The 19,876-nt window shown below is 64.8% G+C and carries 18 protein-coding genes; 15 read left to right on the top strand and 3 right to left on the bottom strand.

All coding sequences use genetic code 11. The annotated features are described in order from the left end of the window. Positions 1 to 82 precede the first annotated feature (82 nt). From dapA to miaB, 11 genes are all read left to right on the top strand, one after another. A complete protein-coding gene (dapA, locus tag RYL44_RS03015) occupies positions 83 to 979 on the top strand; it encodes a 4-hydroxy-tetrahydrodipicolinate synthase (protein ID WP_073983440.1) in 897 nt (298 codons plus the stop codon). 154 nt (positions 980 to 1,133) lie between these two features. Next, positions 1,134 to 2,825, top strand: coding sequence for a ribonuclease J (locus RYL44_RS03010; RefSeq protein ID WP_073983572.1), 1,692 nt, complete (start codon positions 1,134 to 1,136; stop codon positions 2,823 to 2,825). Positions 2,826 to 2,949: 124 nt separating this feature from the next. Further along, complete coding sequence (locus RYL44_RS03005) at positions 2,950 to 3,849, top strand: PfkB family carbohydrate kinase (RefSeq protein WP_073983573.1); 900 nt, start codon at positions 2,950 to 2,952, stop codon at positions 3,847 to 3,849. Between the two features lie 55 nt (positions 3,850 to 3,904). Continuing rightward, a complete protein-coding gene (locus RYL44_RS03000; RefSeq protein ID WP_314975047.1) occupies positions 3,905 to 6,754 on the top strand; it encodes a DNA translocase FtsK in 2,850 nt (949 codons plus the stop codon). Between the two features lie 16 nt (positions 6,755 to 6,770). Beyond that, on the top strand, positions 6,771 to 7,475 hold the full coding sequence (gene pgsA / locus RYL44_RS02995; protein WP_314975046.1) for a CDP-diacylglycerol--glycerol-3-phosphate 3-phosphatidyltransferase: 705 nt from the start codon (positions 6,771 to 6,773) through the stop codon (positions 7,473 to 7,475). Positions 7,476 to 7,645: 170 nt separating this feature from the next. Continuing rightward, on the top strand, positions 7,646 to 7,960 hold the full coding sequence (locus RYL44_RS02990; RefSeq protein WP_073983574.1) for a helix-turn-helix domain-containing protein: 315 nt from the start codon (positions 7,646 to 7,648) through the stop codon (positions 7,958 to 7,960). 3 nt (positions 7,961 to 7,963) lie between these two features. Further along, entirely contained in the window at positions 7,964 to 8,188 is a 225-nt protein-coding gene (locus RYL44_RS02985; protein WP_314975045.1) for a DUF3046 domain-containing protein, read from the top strand. Positions 8,189 to 8,461: 273 nt separating this feature from the next. Further along, complete coding sequence (gene recA, locus RYL44_RS02980) at positions 8,462 to 9,553, top strand: recombinase RecA (RefSeq protein WP_314975044.1); 1,092 nt, start codon at positions 8,462 to 8,464, stop codon at positions 9,551 to 9,553. A gap of 3 nt (positions 9,554 to 9,556) precedes the next feature. Next, complete coding sequence (locus RYL44_RS02975) at positions 9,557 to 10,189, top strand: regulatory protein RecX (RefSeq protein WP_073983445.1); 633 nt, start codon at positions 9,557 to 9,559, stop codon at positions 10,187 to 10,189. Then, positions 10,189 to 10,683 carry a CinA family protein gene (locus RYL44_RS02970; RefSeq protein ID WP_314768153.1) on the top strand — a complete coding sequence of 165 codons (495 nt, stop codon included), beginning with the start codon at positions 10,189 to 10,191 and terminating at the stop codon, positions 10,681 to 10,683. The genes RYL44_RS02975 and RYL44_RS02970 overlap by 1 nt, the downstream gene beginning before the upstream one ends. Before the next feature lie 11 nt (positions 10,684 to 10,694). Further along, on the top strand, positions 10,695 to 12,233 hold the full coding sequence (gene miaB / locus RYL44_RS02965) for a tRNA (N6-isopentenyl adenosine(37)-C2)-methylthiotransferase MiaB (protein ID WP_276738478.1): 1,539 nt from the start codon (positions 10,695 to 10,697) through the stop codon (positions 12,231 to 12,233). A 379-nt stretch (positions 12,234 to 12,612) separates the two neighbouring features. On the opposite strand, the gene RYL44_RS02960 is transcribed toward miaB, so the two are convergent. Then, positions 12,613 to 13,164 (bottom strand): YbjN domain-containing protein, encoded by a 552-nt coding sequence (locus RYL44_RS02960; RefSeq protein WP_314975043.1) that lies wholly within the window; start codon positions 13,162 to 13,164, stop codon positions 12,613 to 12,615. Further along, positions 13,157 to 13,603 carry a histidine kinase gene (locus RYL44_RS02955; RefSeq protein ID WP_073983449.1) on the bottom strand — a complete coding sequence of 149 codons (447 nt, stop codon included), beginning with the start codon at positions 13,601 to 13,603 and terminating at the stop codon, positions 13,157 to 13,159. The genes RYL44_RS02960 and RYL44_RS02955 overlap by 8 nt, the downstream gene beginning before the upstream one ends. A gap of 60 nt (positions 13,604 to 13,663) precedes the next feature. Between RYL44_RS02955 and miaA the strand changes: the two genes are divergently transcribed. Both miaA and dapF read left to right on the top strand, forming a co-directional pair. Next, complete coding sequence (miaA, locus tag RYL44_RS02950; RefSeq protein ID WP_314975042.1) at positions 13,664 to 14,653, top strand: tRNA (adenosine(37)-N6)-dimethylallyltransferase MiaA; 990 nt, start codon at positions 13,664 to 13,666, stop codon at positions 14,651 to 14,653. Positions 14,654 to 14,700: 47 nt separating this feature from the next. Further along, a complete protein-coding gene (dapF, locus tag RYL44_RS02945; RefSeq protein ID WP_314975041.1) occupies positions 14,701 to 15,624 on the top strand; it encodes a diaminopimelate epimerase in 924 nt (307 codons plus the stop codon). A gap of 69 nt (positions 15,625 to 15,693) precedes the next feature. On the opposite strand, the gene RYL44_RS02940 is transcribed toward dapF, so the two are convergent. Further along, positions 15,694 to 16,308, bottom strand: coding sequence for a class I SAM-dependent methyltransferase (locus RYL44_RS02940; RefSeq protein WP_314975040.1), 615 nt, complete (start codon positions 16,306 to 16,308; stop codon positions 15,694 to 15,696). A gap of 86 nt (positions 16,309 to 16,394) precedes the next feature. Between RYL44_RS02940 and hflX the strand changes: the two genes are divergently transcribed. Then, positions 16,395 to 17,918, top strand: a complete 1,524-nt coding sequence (gene hflX, locus RYL44_RS02935; RefSeq protein ID WP_314975039.1) for a GTPase HflX — start codon at positions 16,395 to 16,397, stop codon at positions 17,916 to 17,918. After that, entirely contained in the window at positions 17,915 to 19,855 is a 1,941-nt protein-coding gene (locus tag RYL44_RS02930) for an ATP-dependent DNA helicase (protein ID WP_314975038.1), read from the top strand. The genes hflX and RYL44_RS02930 overlap by 4 nt, the downstream gene beginning before the upstream one ends. Positions 19,856 to 19,876: the final 21 nt, after the last annotated feature.

Genomic DNA, 19,876 nt, shown 5'->3' with positions numbered 1-19,876 from the left:
TAGATCGGCGCGTCGTGCGCGCCGTGGACACTCGTTCCTGGGGAGCGGGTCCTGCTGGGCACAGGTTGCGTAAGATGGAGGCATGACGAACATTCCTCCCCGCCGTTTCGGTTCCCTGGCCGTCGCCATGATCACCCCCATGACGGCAACCGGCGAGATTGACCTGCCCTCCGCGCAGCGCCTGGCGACCAAGCTGGTCGACGAAGGCTGCGACACGATCCTCCTGTCTGGAACGACGGGCGAGTCACCGACGACCCACCAGCCCGAAAAGAATGACTTGACAGACGCGGTCCGCGAGGCCGTGGGGAGCCGCGCGTTCATCCTGTGTGGAGCATGCTCGAACGACACCGCGCACGCGGTGCGTATCGGCGAGGGTGCTCAGGAGCACGGAGCGGACGGTCTCCTCGTTGTCTCCCCCTACTACAATCGCCCCTCCCAGGAGGGCTTGCGCGCCCACGTGCGTGCCGTCACCGACGCGGTTGATCTGCCCGTCATGCTCTACGACATCCCCGGTCGTACGGGCATCGCCTTCTCGGATGCGACCTTGGACATCCTCGCTCAGCACCCGCGCATCCTCGGTGTCAAGGATGCCACCGGCGACGTCGAGACCGGCGTGGAGCGCATGCACCGCACCGGTCTGGAGTACTACTCGGGCGACGACGGTCTGAACTTCGCGTGGATGACGGGCGGTGCCTCCGGTTTCATCTCTGTCGTCGCGCACGTGGCCTCCGCGCAGTATCGCCGCATGATTGAACTGCTCGACAGTGACCAGGTGTGGGAGGCGCGCGAACTCTCCTATTCCCTGCGTCCCCTGGTTCACGCGATCATGGGGGGTGGCCAGGGTGCCGTCTTAGCCAAGTATGCGCTGTGGCTCCAGGGCGTCATCGACAGTCCCGCGGTGCGACTGCCCATGGTCGGTATCAGCGATGACGAGGTTTCAGCGCTACGCCGCGCCCTGTGCCTCGCCGATCTCCTGTGAGTCGCCACTCATCTATCATCCCTGTGACGGCGCCCAGGTGCGGCGTCGTCTTGGCACTGTTCTCGGCCCTCTCGCACTCAAGTGTGAGGGGGCCGACCCGCTTCTCAAGCTCCCCGATACGGGCAAAACCCCCCTGACGTGGCAGACTGGCACTATGAAGTCTTTGTACGAGAATCTCAGCGAACCCGCGCCCCTGGAAGAGGGTGCCCTGCGTGTAATCCCGCTGGGAGGCCTCGGCGAGGTCGGCCGTAACATGAACGTCCTTGAGTACCGGGGTAAGCTCCTCGTCGTGGACTGCGGTGTCCTTTTCCCCGAGGAAAGCCAGCCAGGCGTTGACCTGATTCTTCCCGATTTTTCCTGGATCGAGGACCGCATGGACGACGTCGTCGGCCTCGTTCTCACGCACGGACACGAGGACCACATCGGCGCCGTGCCCTACCTACTCAAACTGCGCGGTGACATTCCCCTCTACGGTTCTGACCTGACCCTGGCTTTCGTTGCCCCCAAGCTACGCGAACATCGCCTGGCCGACCCGGGCCTGAACGTCGTCGCAGAGGGCGATCGCCTGACAGTCGGCCCCTTCGACCTGGAGTTCGTCTCCGTCACCCACTCGATCCCCGACGCGCTCGCGGTCTTTGTGCGCACGGAAGCGGGTAAGGTCCTTATCACGGGTGACTTCAAAATGGACCAGCTGCCACTGGATCGTCGCCTCACCGACTTGCGCGCCTTCGCTCGCATGGGCGAGGAAGGTGTCGACCTATTCATGGTGGACTCCACGAACGCTCTGGTGCCCGGCTTCATCACGCCCGAGCGTGAGATTGGCCCGGTCCTTGATCAGGTTTTCGGTGAGGCGAGCGGCCAGATCATCGTCGCGTCTTTCGCTTCGCACGTGCACCGCGTCCAGCAGGTCATCAATGCGGCTGCACACCACGGGCGCCGCGTGGCCTTCGTGGGTCGTTCGATGGAACGTAATATGCGCATCGCGGAAGAAAAGGGGTACCTGTCGATCCCCGAGGGCGTCACCGTGGACCTGAAGGACATCGGCGAGCTGGCGCCCTCTCAGCGTGTCTACATGGCGACCGGCTCGCAGGGAGAACCCATGGCAGCCCTGTCACGTATGTCGGTGGGATCACACCGTTCAGTTCAGATTGAACCGGGCGACATGGTCGTCCTGGCCTCCTCGCTGATCCCCGGCAACGAAAACTCTGTGTACCGTGTCATCAACGACTTGACCCGCCTGGGCGCGCGCGTCGTGTCGAAGGAGAACGCGAAGGTGCACGTGTCTGGCCACGCGAGCGCCGGCGAGCTCATCTACTGCTACAACATCGTTGCGCCGAAGAACGTCATGCCGATCCACGGCGAGGTGCGTCACCTGGTGGGTAACGGGCAGCTGGCCGTCAAAACCGGCATCGACCCGCAGAACGTGGTCCTGGCCGAGGACGGCGTGACCGTCGACCTCAAGGATGGTGTCGCGCGCGTGTCGGGCGTCGTGCCCTGCGAGTACGTGTACGTCGACGGACGCTCGATCGGAGAGATTTCCGAGGACGAGCTGGCGACGCGCCGCACCCTGGGATCGGAGGGCTTCATCTCGATCTTCGCGGTCGTTGAGCACGATTCCGGTATGGTGCTGGCGGGTCCCGAGATTCGCGCGATCGGTATGGCCGAGGACGACGCGGTCTTTGAGGAAATTCTGCCCGACGTGACGAAGGCGTTGAAGGACGCGGCTGCGCCGGGCGGACAGGACCCCTACGTCCTGCAGCAGGCAATGCGCCGAGTGATTGGGCGTTGGGTTGCGCGGCGTCTGCGTCGTCGTCCTATGATCGTTCCGGTGGTCACCGAGCAGTAGTCGCTCGGGTCCCGTCACTGACGAGGCTGTGGCTGCGCCCGGGCAGGGACGTAGAGCCGCAGGGGAAGGAAAGCTCGTGTCGGGCCGTTTTATTTCCACGCACTCCGTCGCTTTGGTGTTGCCGATGCACATCGAGTACATGCCTGATCGTGGGGGTTCCGTGCACGCCGACGCGGCGAGTTCGCGTCCGGGCGGCGGTTTTACAACCTTGTGTGCGGCGGCAGCCATGGGTGTTCCGGCTGCGGCGGCTTCACCGCTGGGCACAGGCCCGAACTCCTTCGCTGTTCGCCAACAGCTGGTTGAGGCCGGGGTGGAGGTGTTGACTCCAGAGTTGGTCGGTGACATCGGCGTCGTCATTCAGCTGATCGTCGAGGACGGGTCAATGCGCTCCGTTGTCACGGCGGGTGTTGAGTCCGAGCCTTCCCGCGCTACTCTTGACCGCATCGAACTGCGTGAGGGTGACCTGGTTCATGTGGCAGCCTCAGACATGACGAACGATCATGCCGCGGTGGAACTGAGCGAGTGGGCCGCCGCCCTGCCGCCTTTCGTGACCCTGGTCGTCTCCGTCTCTCCCGCGGTCGTCCAAGTGCCCGTTGAAGCCTGGGAGACGATCCTCCCGCGCGCTGACATCGTGACCATGAACAGCTGGGAGGCCTCGGCGCTGGCCGGCATCCTGGACGCTCGCTGCCACGGCTCCACGATCCGCACCTACATGCGTCCCGACGCTGCTACCGTGCGTCGCACGGGCGACCGGGGCTGCGAGCTGCAGACCTGCGCGGACGGCTCCGTAATTTCCGTCCCCGCCTTCGATGTGCGAGTCGCGGACACCGCTGGCGTTGGGGATACGCACATTGCTGAAATGTGTGCTGGCATCCTCTTGGGTTATGACCTGGAAACCTCGTGCCTTATGGCGAACGCTGGTGCGGCATTGGCTGTCTCCCACGAGTCGGCCCTTCCTGTTCCCACACGCGAACAGGTTGAAAAGCTGCTCGAAAGCGGTGTTGTTACCAACATCGTGCGCTGAGGGGAGCGGCGCGCCTCCTGCCGGGGCGCTGCGTGGGCGATATGGTGGAACGATCATGGCACAATCGTCTTCCCGTTCCTCCGGTAAAGCACCCGCGCGGCCACGTTCGAAGGCCGGAACCTCCAAGTCGGGTGCCTCCAAGGCCGCGTCCTCTCACGCCCAGGGCGCCCCCGAACCCACGCAGCCGGGTTTCCTGGCGCGTTTCTTCTCCGCCGTCGCACGCGCCGCCGTCGGTGTCGCACGCGCATGGAAAGCTACCGACCCGCAGGTTAAGCGCGACGCTTCGGCATTCGTCGCTGTCGCCGCTGCGATCGTCATCGCTCTGCGCGAATGGTTCCAGATTTCCGGTGAAGCGGGTGACGCCATTCATCGTGCCTCAGCAGGCCTCTTCGGAATCTTCTCAGTGGTCCTGCCACTCCTCCTGGTTGCCTTAGCGTGCGAACTCGTCTCCGCGCGCTCCGGGCGATCCGCGCTGCCCCACCACGTGGCCGGCGGCGTCGGCATCACGATGGCGCTGACCGGCCTGGTCCACGTGTCACGCGGCAATCCCGGCATGGGGGAGGAACCTGGTATCGACGCAGCCGGCGGCCTCATTGGCTGGTTCATCGCACGTCCCCTGGTGCTCCTCCTGTCCGGGTGGGGAGCGGGGGCACTCCTACTCCTGCTCTTGGTCTACTCGATCCTACTGGCCACTCGCACTGCAGTTGCCGACGTTCCAAGCCGGCTGCGCGACCTCGCCGCACACCTCAGTGGAGACTCCACTCGCGACAAGGACGGGGCATCGGGCGAGTCGGCACTATCCGACCAAGCCACAGACGCGCGGCGTCAGGGCCGCAAAAACCTGGCCGCCGACGACGATGCTTTCCTCGACGAGTACGACGGCGACGAGTCCTTCCGGCAGGCAGCCGACACGGAATCCGTTGATAAGACACGCCTCCTGCAATCCGGCCCCGTCCCCGTGGCTGCTCCTGAATCAGCTCCCGCGCCCCGGCCTCGTCCCACTACGCCCGACGCACCTACCGAGATGCTCACCCAGATGCGCCCCGCGCTGGTACACGAACAGCCGACTGGGCACGTGACCGAGCCCGTCGACGAGCCGACACCCCCGCCGATCACCGATGAACCCGCCGGCGCCTTCCAGCCCGACCTGGACGATTCCATCACCTACACGCTGCCGCCGGAGGATCTCCTCGTGTCCGGGCCACCCCACATGACCCGCTCCGCCGTCAACGACCAGGTTGTCGCGGCCCTTTGTCAGGTCTTTGCCGACTTCAATATTGATGCCCGTGTCACCGGCTTCTCACGCGGCCCGACAGTCACCCGCTACGAGGTCGTCCTCGGCGCTGGCGTGAAGGTTGACAAACTCACGAACCTGTCGAAAAACATCGCCTACGCGGTCGCATCCGCGGACGTGCGCATCCTTGCACCCATCCCCGGCAAGAGCGCCATCGGCATCGAGATCCCCAACGCCGACCGCGAAAACGTTGCCCTGGGTGACGTGTTGCGCTCCGCTGCTGCGCGCCGCAATCATCACCCGCTCGTCGTCGGCGTCGGCAAGGACGTCGAGGGCGGCTACGTCGTCACCAATTTGGCCAAGACACCACACATGCTGGTAGCCGGCCAGACGGGCTCCGGTAAATCCTCATTCGTCAACTCCATGATCACGTCGATCATGATGCGTGCGACGCCTCAGCAGGTGCGCATGATCCTCGTTGACCCTAAGCGCGTCGAGCTGACGATCTACGAGGGCATCCCGCACCTGATCTCTCCCATCATTACCGACGCCAAGAAAGCAGCCGAGGCGCTCGAATGGGTCGTGAAGGAAATGGACGCGCGCTATGACGACCTATCCGACTACGGCTTCAAGCACATCGACGACTTCAACAAGGCAGTGGCCGCCGGACAGGTGCAGGCCAAGCCCGGCCTCAACCGCACCCTGCATCCCTACCCGTACCTACTCGTTGTTGTCGACGAACTCGCAGACCTCATGATGGTTGCCCCCCGCGACGTCGAAGCCTCCATCCAGCGCATCACCCAGCTGGCACGCGCCGCCGGTATCCACCTGGTCCTTGCCACGCAACGCCCCTCGGTCGACGTCGTCACCGGCCTCATCAAAGCCAACATTCCTTCACGCCTGGCGTTTGCGACCTCCTCGCTGACCGACTCGCGTACGATCCTCGACCAACCGGGTGCGGAGAAACTCATCGGCCAGGGTGACGCCCTCTACCTGCCCGCCGGCGCCTCCAAGCCCATGCGTGTCCAAGGCGCCTGGGTTTCCGAATCTGAAATTCATCAGGTCGTGTCCCACGTCAAGAGCCAGATGGAAGCGCACTACCGTGACGATGTCGTGCCCGACAAGAAAGAAGCCAAGGTCGCCGAAGACATCGGAGATGACCTCGACGATCTTCTACAGGCAGCAGAACTCGTTGTTTCTACCCAGCTGGGTTCCACATCTATGCTCCAACGAAAGCTCCGCGTCGGCTTTGCGCGCGCTGGTCGCCTCATGGACCTCCTCGAATCGCGAGACATCGTGGGTCCTTCCGAAGGGTCGAAAGCGCGCCAGGTGCTCGTCACCCCCGAGCAGCTGCCCGAGGTTCTCGCCATGCTGCGCGGCGAATCCGCCAGCATTGCCGAGCCTGAGTCCGCCGCTCCTGCCATCGCATCCGCGGCAGCGTCCAACCCGGCCACCGGCGCGCTGAGTGCCGCCAGCGCCCGGCAGGGGGACTCCTCTTCGGGTGACGCGCAGCCGCCCTCTGGTTACGAATCGGGAACGGGACGTACGGGCGATTCGCGCGAGAGCAAGGTAGACCCGTACTCTGGACATAACTTTGGTGGTTCCTCGCCTGACTGGGTGGATGAGGAGCCAGACGAGGACGAGGATGCTTGGCAGCTCACCGGTCGCTAAGAGAGAGGTATCAGCGATGACTGGTAACGTGTCGCGCGTGCAGCGCAATAGTAAAGTTTCCGTATGGAACTTGCCAAATGCGCTGACTGTGGCGCGACTCGTATCTGTTCCCGTTTTTATCATTCTGGCCCTGCAAGACTCCTGGGCTATGAGATGGGCCTCCTTCGTTGTCTTTGCGCTCGCTGCGATCACGGATCGCTTTGATGGCCATCTGGCACGCTCGTGGAACCAGATCACTGACTTCGGGCGCATTGTCGACCCCATTGCCGACAAGGCCCTGACGTTGTGTGGCTTTGCGGTGGCGTCCTGGCTCGTTAATCTTCCCTGGTGGGTGACGATCCTCATCGCCGTGCGCGAGCTGGGCATTACCGCAATGCGAGCCGTCTTCCTGCGTCGCGGCGTCGTCGTGTCCGCGAATCAGGCAGGCAAGCTCAAAACCTTCATGCAGATTATGGCGCTGGGGGTACTGCTCATCCCGTGGGGCTATTTCGTCGCGATGGACCAGATGGCGAACGAGTGGTGGGTCGTCATGATGATTCGTTTTGGTTGGGCTCTCGCTGGTGTAGCCCTCGCATTGACCCTTTACTCCGGCATCGTCTACGTCATTGATGGAGTGCGCCTCATGCGCGCTACCTCCGCCTCATCAGGTGACGATGACAGTGGCGACGATGAAGGCGAGAAATCGTCGACGCCTCTCGCAGGCCAGCACGTTCAGGCTTGAGTCTCGGTGAAGCAACCCACGTAAGAAGTGCCCCTGCGGTGGAATATGTTCGGTTTGGTGTACGTTGAACGGGTATGCAGGCGATCCGAGGGACGCGCCCAGCCGGTTACACCGGTCCGATGCGCGAACTGACGATGCATTCGACGAACAGGAACGGCTACAGTAGCAATATGGAAAAGACACGGAGTGAAACCCCGCTGCTGCGCAGCGAACTCGGCGATGTTCTGCGCGGCATTCGCCAGCGCCAGGGTCGAACCCTGCGCGAGGTCTCTTCCGAGGCGCAGGTGTCCCTGGGTTACCTCTCCGAAGTTGAGCGTGGGCAGAAGGAGGCATCCTCTGAACTGCTCGAAGCAATCACCTCTGCCCTGCGCGTACCGCTGTGGTATGTGCTGCGCGAGGTTTCCGAACGCATGGCGATCATCGACGGCGCCGTGGTCCCCGATGCGGTGCCCGATGAGATCATGCCCGTTACGCTGATTTCCTGACGCGTGAAGCATTCCGAATTCTACGAAGCGGTCGAGGCGACTTTTGGGTCTGCTCTCGGCCGTTCGTACGTATCTGACCTGTATCTCTCGTCGTTGGGTGGGACGGCGAGCGATGCGCTGGCGGTCGGCGTGAACCCAGACCAGGTGTGGGCTCGACTCTGCGAAGAAACCGGTCGTGAGGACGCGCGTTGGATTCATCGCATTGATCCGCGCGAGCGAGGCCGCTAGCCTGCGGCGGTGAGTATCCTGTGTGGTCTACCGTCGCTGCTCGTGATCGCCATCCGTTTGCCGGGAGGCTCGGCGTGTCGCCCGCGAATCGAACACCTGTTCCATTTAAGCTAGTGGACGACGAAATTTTTGTGCGTGTCGTCCACAGGGAAGGCGCGTGCGGGACGTAGATGACGATGGCCGGTCGCATACTCGTCATGGCGCCTCGGAGAGGGGCGTCATTTAGGCCAGGACACTCGCAGGCCGGAGAGGCCTCAGCATGAAAGGACCATCATGGCAGCCCGTAAAGCACCCGCAGCGAAGAACGTGACAAACGACCGTAATAAGGCGCTTGAAGTTGCACTGTCCCAGATCGACAAGCAATTCGGTAAGGGGTCCGTGATGCGCCTGGGAGACGATAGTCGTCCTCCAGTTCAGGTGATCCCCACCGGTTCGCTTGCCCTTGACGTTGCACTCGGCATTGGGGGCCTTCCCCGCGGTCGCGTCATTGAGGTCTACGGTCCCGAATCGTCAGGTAAGACGACGGTCGCCCTGCATGCTGTGGCGAACGCGCAGAAGGCTGGCGGCAACGCTGCCTTCATCGACGCCGAGCACGCACTCGATCCCGTCTACGCTCGCGCCCTCGGTGTGGACACCGACTCCCTCCTGGTCTCTCAGCCCGACACGGGCGAGCAGGCCCTCGAGATCGCTGACATGCTGATCCGCTCGGGTGGCATCGACATTATCGTCATCGACTCGGTTGCGGCCCTGGTGCCGAAGGCCGAAATCGAAGGAGAGATGGGGGACTCGCACGTCGGCCTGCAGGCTCGTCTCATGAGTCAGGCCCTGCGTAAGATCACGGGGGCTCTGTCCGCCACCGGCACGACTGCGATCTTCATCAACCAGCTGCGTGAGAAAATCGGCGTTTTCTTCGGTTCCCCAGAGACAACGACTGGTGGCAAGGCTCTGAAGTTCTACGCCTCGGTGCGTATCGACGTGCGCCGGATTGAGACTCTGAAGGAAGCGGGGGCGCCCGTCGGTAACCGTACGCGTGCCAAGGTCGTCAAGAACAAAATGGCCCCGCCGTTCAAGCAGGCCGAATTTGACATCGTCTACGGCAAGGGCATTTCACGTGAGGGCTCGATCATTGACATGGGCGTCGAGGCCGGAATTGTTCGTAAGTCCGGCTCGTGGTTCACCTACGGTGATGATCAGCTGGGTCAGGGCAAGGAGAACGTGCGGCAATTCCTGGTGGACAATCCCGAGCTGGCCAACGAGATCGAGCAGAAGATCCTGGTCGCTCTGGGTATCGCGGAGGAGACGGAGCCGGAGAAGAAAACGAAGAAGGCATCCGCTGTTGATCCCGACGAGGATGCGGGCTTCTGAGTCGTGGTTCGCTACCTGGACCCGGAGGACCATCCGGAGCTGGGGGAGGAACGACACCGTCGCTCCTCCCCGGGTGAGCGGCTCGCCCGAGCGCGCGAACGTAACGCCGCCCTGACGGGGGCTGAAGCGATTGAGGCGGCGCGAGAAGTGGCACTGCGTAAGCTTGACGTGCGCGCGTGCTCGCGCGCCGAACTTACGGCAGCTATTGAGACACGTGGCTTTAGTCCTCAGTTGGCTCTCGGGGTCGTTGATCGTCTCGAGGCCGTGGGATTGGTCGATGATCAGGCGTATGCGGATGCGTTCGTTCGCTCTCGTTTTTCTGCCACTGGTGTCTCGCGGCGTGCTTTGCGTGAGATTCTTAGGCGCAAGGGGTTGGACAGTGACACGATCGAGTGTGCCCTGTCGCAGATTGATCGTGATGATGAGGCTGAGCGGGCCCGGCAGCTGGTCGCTCGCAAGGCTCGTTCTCTCGCAGCAGTTCCCCGCGACACCGCTTATCGCCGACTGTGCTCGATGCTGGCTCGTAAGGGCTATTCCTCGTCTGTGGCATCGAATGTCGTGCGTGATGCTCTCGACGAATGGCATGCTGGTGGTGCGGAGGATGAGGACCGCTGGAGCTGGGAGGTACCCGTGTGATGGATGACGTGCAGGTTGGAGCACTGGTCGAGGAAATGACGAGCCGTGGGCTGACCGTCGCGACCGCTGAGTCGCTCACGGGAGGGGGCCTCGTTGCGCGTCTTGTTGACGTTCCTGGTGCCTCTCACGTCGTGCGTGGCGGTGCCTGCACGTATGCGGTTGACACCAAGTGTTCGGTCCTGGGGGTTTCATCGGATCGACTGGCGCTGACGGGACCAGTCGATGAGCAGGTGGCTCGCCAGATGGCCGAGGGGACCCGGCGTCTGTTCGGGGCCTCCATGGGGCTGTCGACGACGGGCGTGGCCGGGCCGGGTCCCGCGGACGGATACCCCGCTGGAACCGTTCACATTGCCTGCGCGCATGAACGTGGGACGGAGCACCGATTACTCCACCTGGAGGGCGATCGAGCTCAGGTGCGCCAGGGTACGATTGATGCGGCGCTTGCTCTACTGCGTGATGTGCTCGACTTCTCTGGGGACCTTAGGGGCGATTAGACTTTAGTGCGATGAATACGACGATGACGCAGGCTGGTGTGCGTCCTCGCACTTACGCGGTGCGAACGCTCGGCTGCCAGATGAATGAACACGACTCCGAACGTATGGCGGGTTTGCTCGAGCAGGCTGGCCTCGTCCCCGTTGACACCGTTCCCGAAGCCGCCGCGCGTGCGACTGACGCTGGCGATATGGGAGCCGACGTCGTCGTCATCAACACCTGCTCCGTGCGTGAAAATGCGGCGACTCGCCTGTTCGGTAACCTCGGTCAGTTGGCTGCTGTCAAGCGTGAGCGTCCCGGCATGCAGATCGCCGTCGGGGGCTGCCTTGCGCAGCAGATGCGCGATGGTATCGTCACCAAGGCGCCTTGGGTCGATGCTGTTTTTGGCACGCATAACATTGATGTGCTTCCCGCATTGTTGGCGCGCGCCGCGCATAACCGCAAGGCTGCCGTCGAGATTGAGGAATCGTTGAAAGTGTTTCCCTCGACCTTGCCTACCCACCGGGAGAGTGCGTTTGCGGCGTGGGTGTCGATTTCTGTGGGCTGTAATAACACGTGCACGTTCTGTATCGTGCCGCATCTGCGTGGCAAAGAGCGCGACCGACGTCCCGGCGACATTCTGGCTGAGGTTGAGGCTGTTGCGTCGCAGGGCGCTATCGAGGTGACTTTGCTGGGTCAGAACGTCAATTCCTACGGTGTGGGGTTCGGTGAGCGCGGTGCTTTCGCGGACTTGTTGCGTGCTGTTGGTCGCGTTGAAGGCATTGAGCGTGTGCGCTTCACGTCGCCTCACCCCGCGGCCTTCACTGACGATGTGATTGCTGCGATGGCGCAGACTCCGACGGTGATGCCGAGCCTGCACATGCCGCTCCAGTCGGGTTCTGATGCCGTGCTGCGCCAGATGCGTCGCTCATATCGCCGTGAGCGTTTCATGGGTATCCTCGAACGGGTGCGTGCTGCGATCCCCGAAGCGGCTATCACGACGGATATTATTGTCGGCTTCCCCGGCGAAACTGAAGAGGATTTTCAGGCGACCCTTGATGTCGTGGAACAGGCTCGTTTCACGTCGGCTTTCACGTTCCTGTACTCGCGTCGGCCCGGTACGCCCGCAGCCGATCGAACGGACCAGGTGCCCGACGACGTCGCGCTGGAGCGCTACCAGCGCCTCATCAAGCTTCAGGAGCGAATTTGCGCTGAGGATAGTGCGGCGCTGACTGGGACCGATGTTGAGGTCCTCGTCTGCGAGGGTGATGGACGTAAAGATGGTGCGACGCATCGTATCTCGGGCCGCGCCCGCGACAATCGCCTGGTGCACGTGGCCCTGCCCGAGGGGATGAGTGAGACTGATCGCCCGCGCCCCGGCGACATGATTCGTGCGACGGTGACCTATGGTGCGCCTCATCATCTGATCGCTGATTCTGGCGCGCAGGGTGGCCTCTTTGAGGTGCGTCGCACGCGCGCCGGTGATGCCTGGCAGGCGCGCCAAGTCCCGCCGGAACCCGACACGGCAGTGTCGTTGGGTATTCCGACTGTGCGCGTGGGTGCTCCGCGCTGACGAGCACGCCAGGGTGTTCCAGCGAATACTCGCGCGTGATTTGCGCGACTACATCGCGTCAGCTGCATCGAAAGGAAAAGGGTGTGCACGTTTGCGCATCGCAGAGGTGAAAGTTGAGAAAATGTCTCAGGCGAACGCATGTGTGACGTGCGTCTGAGGCGCTACCTTTGAGTCGTGGCGATCGTCATGATGTTGAGATGATCGGCATGCGGGAGCACTCTCGGTAGTGCGGGTCGATTCGAGTCCCCTATGCGACCCGTGGCCCCACCGCGCAGGTGGTACACGCTGCGCCGTCGCATGTAGTCGGCGCACACTCACCGAGAGTGCCCCGTTCCTCCAAGCGAGGAACGGGGCACGTCGTTTGGTATCCGACGGGGTATTATTCTGCGGATTCCTCGGGCGTATCGAAGAGGGTGGGCAGTTCCTGTGCGGCCTGCAAACCGATAATCAGGCCGCGTCGCGCCATGACGTGAATCTGGCGGTCTGAGAGTCCTTCGCCGACGAAGAAGCGGGAGGCGGCGACCAGGATCCAGCCCGTGTCGGACTCGATGGGGAAGACGGTTGGCTGCAGGTGTTCAGAGTTCCAGCGGTTCGCGATGGCCTGCAGGGAAATCTCGGTGTGGTCATCTCCTGGGGGTACGATGCGTGTCTCGATCTGCACCCAGGGAGCGTCGGCGGGTTCACGGTGAATCTGGAAGGGTACATCGTTGAGCTGTGCCGCGACGATGAATTCATGGGTGGCGTGCGGCAGGCCATCGCCGTCGAGGACGGTCGAGATACGTTCGATGGTGACCTCTAAGACCTCGGTGCCCCACTTGGCGGCGTATTCGTCGGGTTCCATGGCGGGGTTTGCGGCGCTGGGTTTGGTGGCCTCGGGGGCGGGGGTGGCTTCCCCGTCCTCACCGAAGGTGAAGCTCTTCCATTCAGGCATTGTCGGCCTCCTTGGTCCACTGGTCGGGGAACATGACATCGAGTTGGTTCATCATGGAAATGGCAGCCATGATGAATTGGGAGACCTCGGCGTTGACCTGTGCTTCGGATGCGCCGACAACCCAGTTGAAAGTGTGCTGAAGCTGCAGGGAGATGGCGCCCGAGTCGGTCGTGACGGAGGTGATCTTGGGCACGTAGGTCGAGGCATTGAGGCGGCGAACCGCGGATGCGATCTGATCGGCGTGCGAGGGGGCGAAGAACCGCGGGTAGTCCGCGACGCCTTGCGCGGGACGCCCCTCGGGCACCGCAATGCGTACGGTGCGTCCTGGCAGGATAGCTGCGATCTGCCCGGTGGCGGACACGAAGGGGATCAGGCCGACGGCCTCAACTGCCTGGGTGACGCGATCAAGGGTGACCGGTGGGGTGTTAGTTGTGCTCATGGTGTTAAGCCTAGCGGCACGTGGGTGGTATTGGGTGCTAGCGCCCGTACACTGGTGGCCATGGAGTCTTGTGTGACGTGTGCGTCGGACCTCGTGTGCGCGGTTGTGGGACCCACGGCGTCGGGTAAGTCGGATCTGGCGCTCGAGGTGGCCTGCCGCCTTCCGGGTGTACTGGGAGCGGGCGGGGCTGGCGAGATTGTCTCTGCCGACGCGCTGCAGCTTTATCGTGGCATGGACGTGGGCACGGCGAAGACTCCGGTGAATGAGCGCCGGGGGATCGCTCACCATCAGATCGACGTGCTCCAGGTGCGAGACGAGGCGTCGGTGGCCGCCTATCAGCGTCACGCGCGCGCTGACGTGGCGGACATCCATGCGCGCAGGGGAGTCGCGGTGGTTGCGGGGGGTTCGGGCTTGTATCAGCGTGCGCTCCTGGACGTCATCGAGTTCCCGGGGACGGATCCGGTCCTGCGTGCCCGCCTGGAGGAGGAGGCGGAGGGGGCGGCGGGTTCGCGCGGCCTTCACGATCGTCTGAAGGCTCTGGACCCGGTGTCGGCGACGCGCATCAACCCGCACAACACGCGTCGAATCGTGCGCGCCCTGGAGGTCATCGAGTTGACGGGGAGGCCCTATTCGTCCTCGATGCCCCGGCACGAATTCGTCTCTCCTGCGCTCATGGTGGCGCTGCGTCGTTCGACGGAGAGCCTCGATGCGCGCATCGATGCGCGCACTCGCGCAATGATGGATGGCGGCCTCATTGAGGAGGTACGCGCTCTCATTGACGAAGGGCTGCGTGAGGCTAAGACCGCCTCCCGGGCGACGGGCTATGCACAGGCACTCGCGGTCATCGATGGGATTATGACTGAGGACGAGGCCGTGGACTCTATTGCGCTGGCCACCCGTCAACTGGCGCGCCGGCAGGTCAAGTGGCTGCGACCGGATCCGCGCGTGCATTGGCTGGACGTGGAAGAGTTTGCCTCGGACGATGCCGTGGCGACCCGCGTGGTTGAGCTGGTGGAGCGGGAAGCTGAGGCGGCGCTCGCGCGCTCGTAGCGCGGTCGGCGGCTGCGAGGAGGGGGTGTGGGCGCTACCGTGGGGGCATGGTGAACTCGCAGCTTCCCTCCCATGCCCGCGTCGTGAAGGCTCACGGCGCCGGCAACTCTTTCGTCGTGGCTACGGACCGCTTCGATGAAGACGATCCTTCTGAGGAGCAGGTCGCGGCCCTGTGTTCCTCGGCGTTCGGGATCGGCGCGGATGGCTTCATTCGGGCTGTTGAGCGTGATGGCATGTGGTTCATGGACTACCGCAACGCCGACGGGTCGAAGGCGGAGATGTGCGGCAACGGGGTGCGCGTGTTTGTCGATCACTTGCGCCGTGAAGGCCTGGTCGACCTGCCGGTGGGTGCCACGCTGGAAGTGGCCACCCGCGGCGGTATCAAGCGCGTGACACCGGAAGTGGAGGACGAAGGAGAGGGAGCGCGCTACCGCGTCGACATGGGTCCGGCGGCTTCCCCGGCGCGCGAGACAATCAAGGTGAGCATCCCCGGCATCGACGGGGTTCTCGGTGGCATTTGGGTAGAAATGCCCAACCCGCATACGGTCGTTGAGTTAGCCGATGAGGACACCCTGCGCGGGGTGTTCCTGCCCACCGTCGACGTCTCCCTCATCCCGCCCGCGGCGCGCCCCGCCTACGACCCGGCGCCGCGCTCGGGCACGAACCTGGAGTTGGTCGTGGACCTGAGCGTACCCGGGCAGAGCACCGGACACATCGCGATGCGTGTGTTGGAGCGCGGCGTGGGGGAGACTCAGGCGTGCGGCACCGGATGCTGCGCGGCCGCGTTGGCCACCGCCCTGCGCAGGGGACCCGATGCCCCCACCCAGTGGGTTGTCGACGTTCCCGGAGGACGGGTGAACGTGGGCTTGGACGGTGTCATCGACTGGAGCGGCAACGCCCCGCGCATCACGGATGCCTCGGTGTTCCTCACCGGCCCCGCGACACGGGTCGCGGAGATCCGCCTCACCTGACGGCGGCCCCGCGACACCGGCGCCGAAGAGCGTGACGGGACCCCGGCCTCGTCGAAGCGACGGAGAGCTTTACGCGGGGCGCACCTCGATGATGCGGAACCCCTTCTTCGACGCGAACTTTGAGGCCTCGAAGCCCTGACCGTTCAGCCAGGTGATGAGGGAGTCCGCGCCCAGGTTGCGCTGGACGACCAGGTAGGCGACGCCGGTGGCTGCGAGCCTGCCCAGCCACGCCGCCAGCATCTCGTGCATCGCCTCCTTGCCGATGCGCACGGGCGGGTTCGACCAGATGACGTCAAAGCGCGTGTCCGACTCGATGGAGGCGGCGAGCGCCTCATCAGCCTTGAGGGTGCGCACGCCCCGCGCGCCGTTGGCGGCGGCGTTACGCTGCGTCAGATCCAGGGCGCGCGAGTTCACGTCGACGGCCCACACGGTGGCTTGCGGCGACTCTCGCGACATGACGGTCGCGATCGGACCCCAGCCGCAGCCCAGATCCAGGAAAGTCCCACCCTCGGGCAGGTCGGGTGCGACCGAGAGCAACTGACGGGTCCCCAGGTCCAGCTTAGACCCGGAAAAAACGCGCGAGGACACGCGCATCGACAGATCGAAACCCCGCGCGCTCACCTCGATGAGGCGAGTCTCGTCGGCGCTCGCGGGGGCAGAGTCGGTGAAGTACTGTTCATCCACGAAAGAAAGCCTATCGCGCCCGCGCGCGCAGACGCAGATGAGGGCCCGTCGTGCGACACTGGAAGCCCCCCACGTGAAGGACGGACATGGACACGACCCCCACCGATTCGACCGCGGAACGCGACCAGCGCGTCAACGACGTCGTCGCGCGCATCCTCGCGCGCTCGGGAACGGCGCTCGCATCGACCGCGGGGCAGGACAGCTCGGGGGACGCCGGTGCGCTCGAACGCGAGGCCCGCGCGGGAACGCGCCGCGTCGACACGGGAGCCTCCGACCGCGAGGACATCTCCGAGGTCGAATACCGCCAGGTGCGACTCGAAAAGGTCGTCCTCGTGGGACTGCGCACCACCCAGAGCGAGGAGGAGGCGGAGAACTCGCTGCGCGAGCTCGCCGCGCTCGCGGAGACCGCGGGTTCGCGCGTGCTCGACGGCATCATCCAGCGCCGCATGAAGCCGGACCCCGCGACCTACCTGGGGTCGGGTAAGGCGCGCGAGCTGGCCGACATCGTGCGCGCCGTGGAGGCCGACACCGTCATCGTTGACGAGGAGCTGGCCCCCTCCCAGCGCCGCGGCCTGGAGGACGTCGTCGACGCCAAGGTCGTCGACCGCACCGCCCTGATCCTCGACATTTTCGCCCAGCACGCCAAGTCCCGTGAGGGCAAGGCGCAGGTGGAGCTCGCCCAGCTGGAGTACCTGCTGCCGCGTCTGCGCGGCTGGGGCGAGTCGATGTCCCGTCAGGCCGGTGGCCGCGTCGCGGGCGGTGCGGGTATCGGTTCCAGGGGCCCGGGCGAAACCAAGATCGAGCTCGACCGGCGCCGCATCCGCACGCGCATGGCGAAGCTGCGCGCGGACATCGCGCGCATGGAGCCGGCCCGGCGCACGCAGCGGGGTTCGCGTCGGCGCGGGGGCGTGCCGTCGGTGGCGATCGCCGGGTACACGAACGCCGGCAAGTCGACGCTCCTCAATCGCCTGACGGATGCGGGGGTGCTCGTCCAGGACGCGCTGTTCGCCACCCTGGACCCGACCGTGCGGCGCGCACGCGCCGCCGACGGGCGCGAGTACACGCTCACCGACACGGTCGGATTCGTGCGCAACCTGCCCACGCAGCTGGTCGAGGCCTTCCGCTCGACGTTGGAAGAGGTGGGCCAGGCCGACGTGATCCTCCACGTCGTGGACGCCGCGCACCCCGACCCGGTCTCTCAGGTGCAGGCCGTGCGCGCCGTCATCGACACGATCGAGGGGGCCTCGGACATCCCCGAATTGATCGCCCTGAACAAAGCCGACCTGGCATCGCCCGAGCAGATCGCCCTGCTGCGCACGGTCTTCCCCGGCGCGGTTCCCTTGAGCGCCTACACCGGATGGGGCGTGGACGCGCTGCGCGTTGCGCTGGAGGATATGCTGCCCCGGCCTCGGGTCGCCGTCGACGCGGTCCTGCCGTACTCGGCGGGCTCCCTCGTGCACAGGATCCACGAGGAGGGCGAGGTGGAGCGCGAGGAATACGTGGACGCCGGAACCCGCATCGTGGCTCGCGTCGACGAGGCGCTAGCAGCCGTCATCGCCCGCGCGGCGGTGGGCGGCACCGTGGGTGATGCGACGGTGAGTGGGCAGTGAGCCGGGACCTGGTCGAGGCTTCGGGGCGCGTCCTCGACGCGGTCGTCTCCTCGATGGGCGGGTCCGCGCGCGAGGGGCAGGCATCGATGGTCGCCGAAGGGGCCGCCGCGCTGGAGGACCGCGAGCACCTGCTGGTGCAGGCGGGCACCGGCACGGGCAAGTCGCTGGGCTACCTGGTGCCCCTGCTGACGCACTGCGCGGTGAGTGGTGCGCGCGGTCTCGTCTCGACGGCGACGCTGGCGCTGCAGCGCCAGATCCTCGTCAAGGATGCGCCGGTGGCCGTCGACGCGGTCGCCTCGGCGACGGGCGTGCGCCTGAAGGTCGCGGTGCTCAAGGGCTGGTCGAACTACGCGTGCCTGCACAAGCTGGACGGCGGGTACCCCACGGAGGGCACCTTGTTCGAAGACCGGGACATCGGAGCAGGACCCACGGGCGAACTCGGCGAGGAAATTCTGCGTATCCGCGACTGGATCAGCGAAACCACGACGGGGGACCGCGATGATTTAGTGCCAGGCGTGTCGGATCGGGCGTGGCATCACGCGTCGGTCGCGAAGCCCGAGTGCCTGGGCAAGCACTGCCCGCTCATCGACGAGTGCTTCGCGCAGGCCGCGCGCCTGGAGGCCGCCGAGGCCGACGTGGTCGTCACGAACCACTCACTGTTCGGTATCAACGCGTGCGGGGAGGGCGAGCTTTTCGGCGAGTACGATGCCGTCGTCATCGACGAGGCCCACGAGCTGGCCGACCGCGTGCGCTCCCAGGCGGCCGCCGACCTGTCGGTGGCGCGCGTGAGTCGCGTGGCGCGTTCCCTGCGCTCGAATCTGTCGATCGACTCCACGGACTTGGACGAGGCCGGGGCTGGGCTGGGCGCAGCGATGGCACCTGTGCAGGAGGGACTCCTGGAGTACCGCCCCTCTGCGCTCCTGGACGCGATGACGGTCCTGGATGATGCGGCTCGTCGCGCAAGTACTGAGGTGGGCAAAGCGCAGGGGGATGGAGCCGCAAAACAGCTGGCACGAGCAGCCATCGATGAGCTGATTGGTGCGCTGGATGCGTGGGGACGCGACCCCGATCAGTCGATTGCCTACATCACCAGGGACGATGCCGATAACGCCCGCCTGACGGTGGGACCCCTCGACGTGTCCGGGGCGATCGGCGGGGTCGGCATCGGTGAGCGCGGCGCGATTTTGACTTCCGCAACCCTGGCTCTGGGTGGCAGCTTCGACTACATGGCCCAAGCCACGGGCATGGCCCTGACGGGCGTGCCGTGGCATGGCATCGACGTGGGGTCGCCCTTTGACCACGCCCGTCAGGGTATCCGCTACGTGGCGAGGCACCTTCCTCCGCCGGGACGCGACGGCCCCTCGGAGCAACTACTGGACGAACTCGTTGAGCTCGCCCAGGCCTCGGGGGGCGGGGCCCTGGCGCTCTTCGCCTCGCTCCGGGGTGCTCAGGCGGGGGCGCAGGCGCTGCGCGAGCGTACCGAGCTGACGGTCTACCTCCAGGGGGAGGAGACGCTCGCACAGCTGATTGGGCGTTTCCGTGAGGAACGCGATTCGTGTCTGGTGGGAACCATGTCCCTGTGGCAGGGGGTTGATGTTGTTGGGGATGCGTGTCGGCTTGTCGTGATCGATAAGATTCCGTTTCCGCGACCGGATGACCCTGTTTCGCGTGCCCGCTCCAGGGCCGTTGAGCGCCGAGGGGGTAATGGTTTCATGTCTGTCTGCCTCACTCATGCGGCCCTCATGATGGCGCAGGGAGCAGGGCGCTTGCTGCGCTCAACCGAGGATCGCGGAGTCGTGGCCATTCTCGACCCACGTGCTTTGACGAAGCGCTACGGCGCCTTCATCCTGGCGTCGCTACCTCCTCTGTGGCCGACCACGGATCCGCACGTCGTGCGAGGAGCACTCCGACGTTTAAATGGTGCCGGTGATCAATAGGTGGCAAGTGGTTTCGCGCAC

Origin of the sequence: Actinomyces bouchesdurhonensis (assembly GCF_963540955.1) — a bacterium.
GTDB classification, from domain to species: domain Bacteria; phylum Actinomycetota; class Actinomycetes; order Actinomycetales; family Actinomycetaceae; genus Pauljensenia; species Pauljensenia bouchesdurhonensis.
This window is presented reverse-complemented; position numbering and strand designations above follow the sequence as displayed.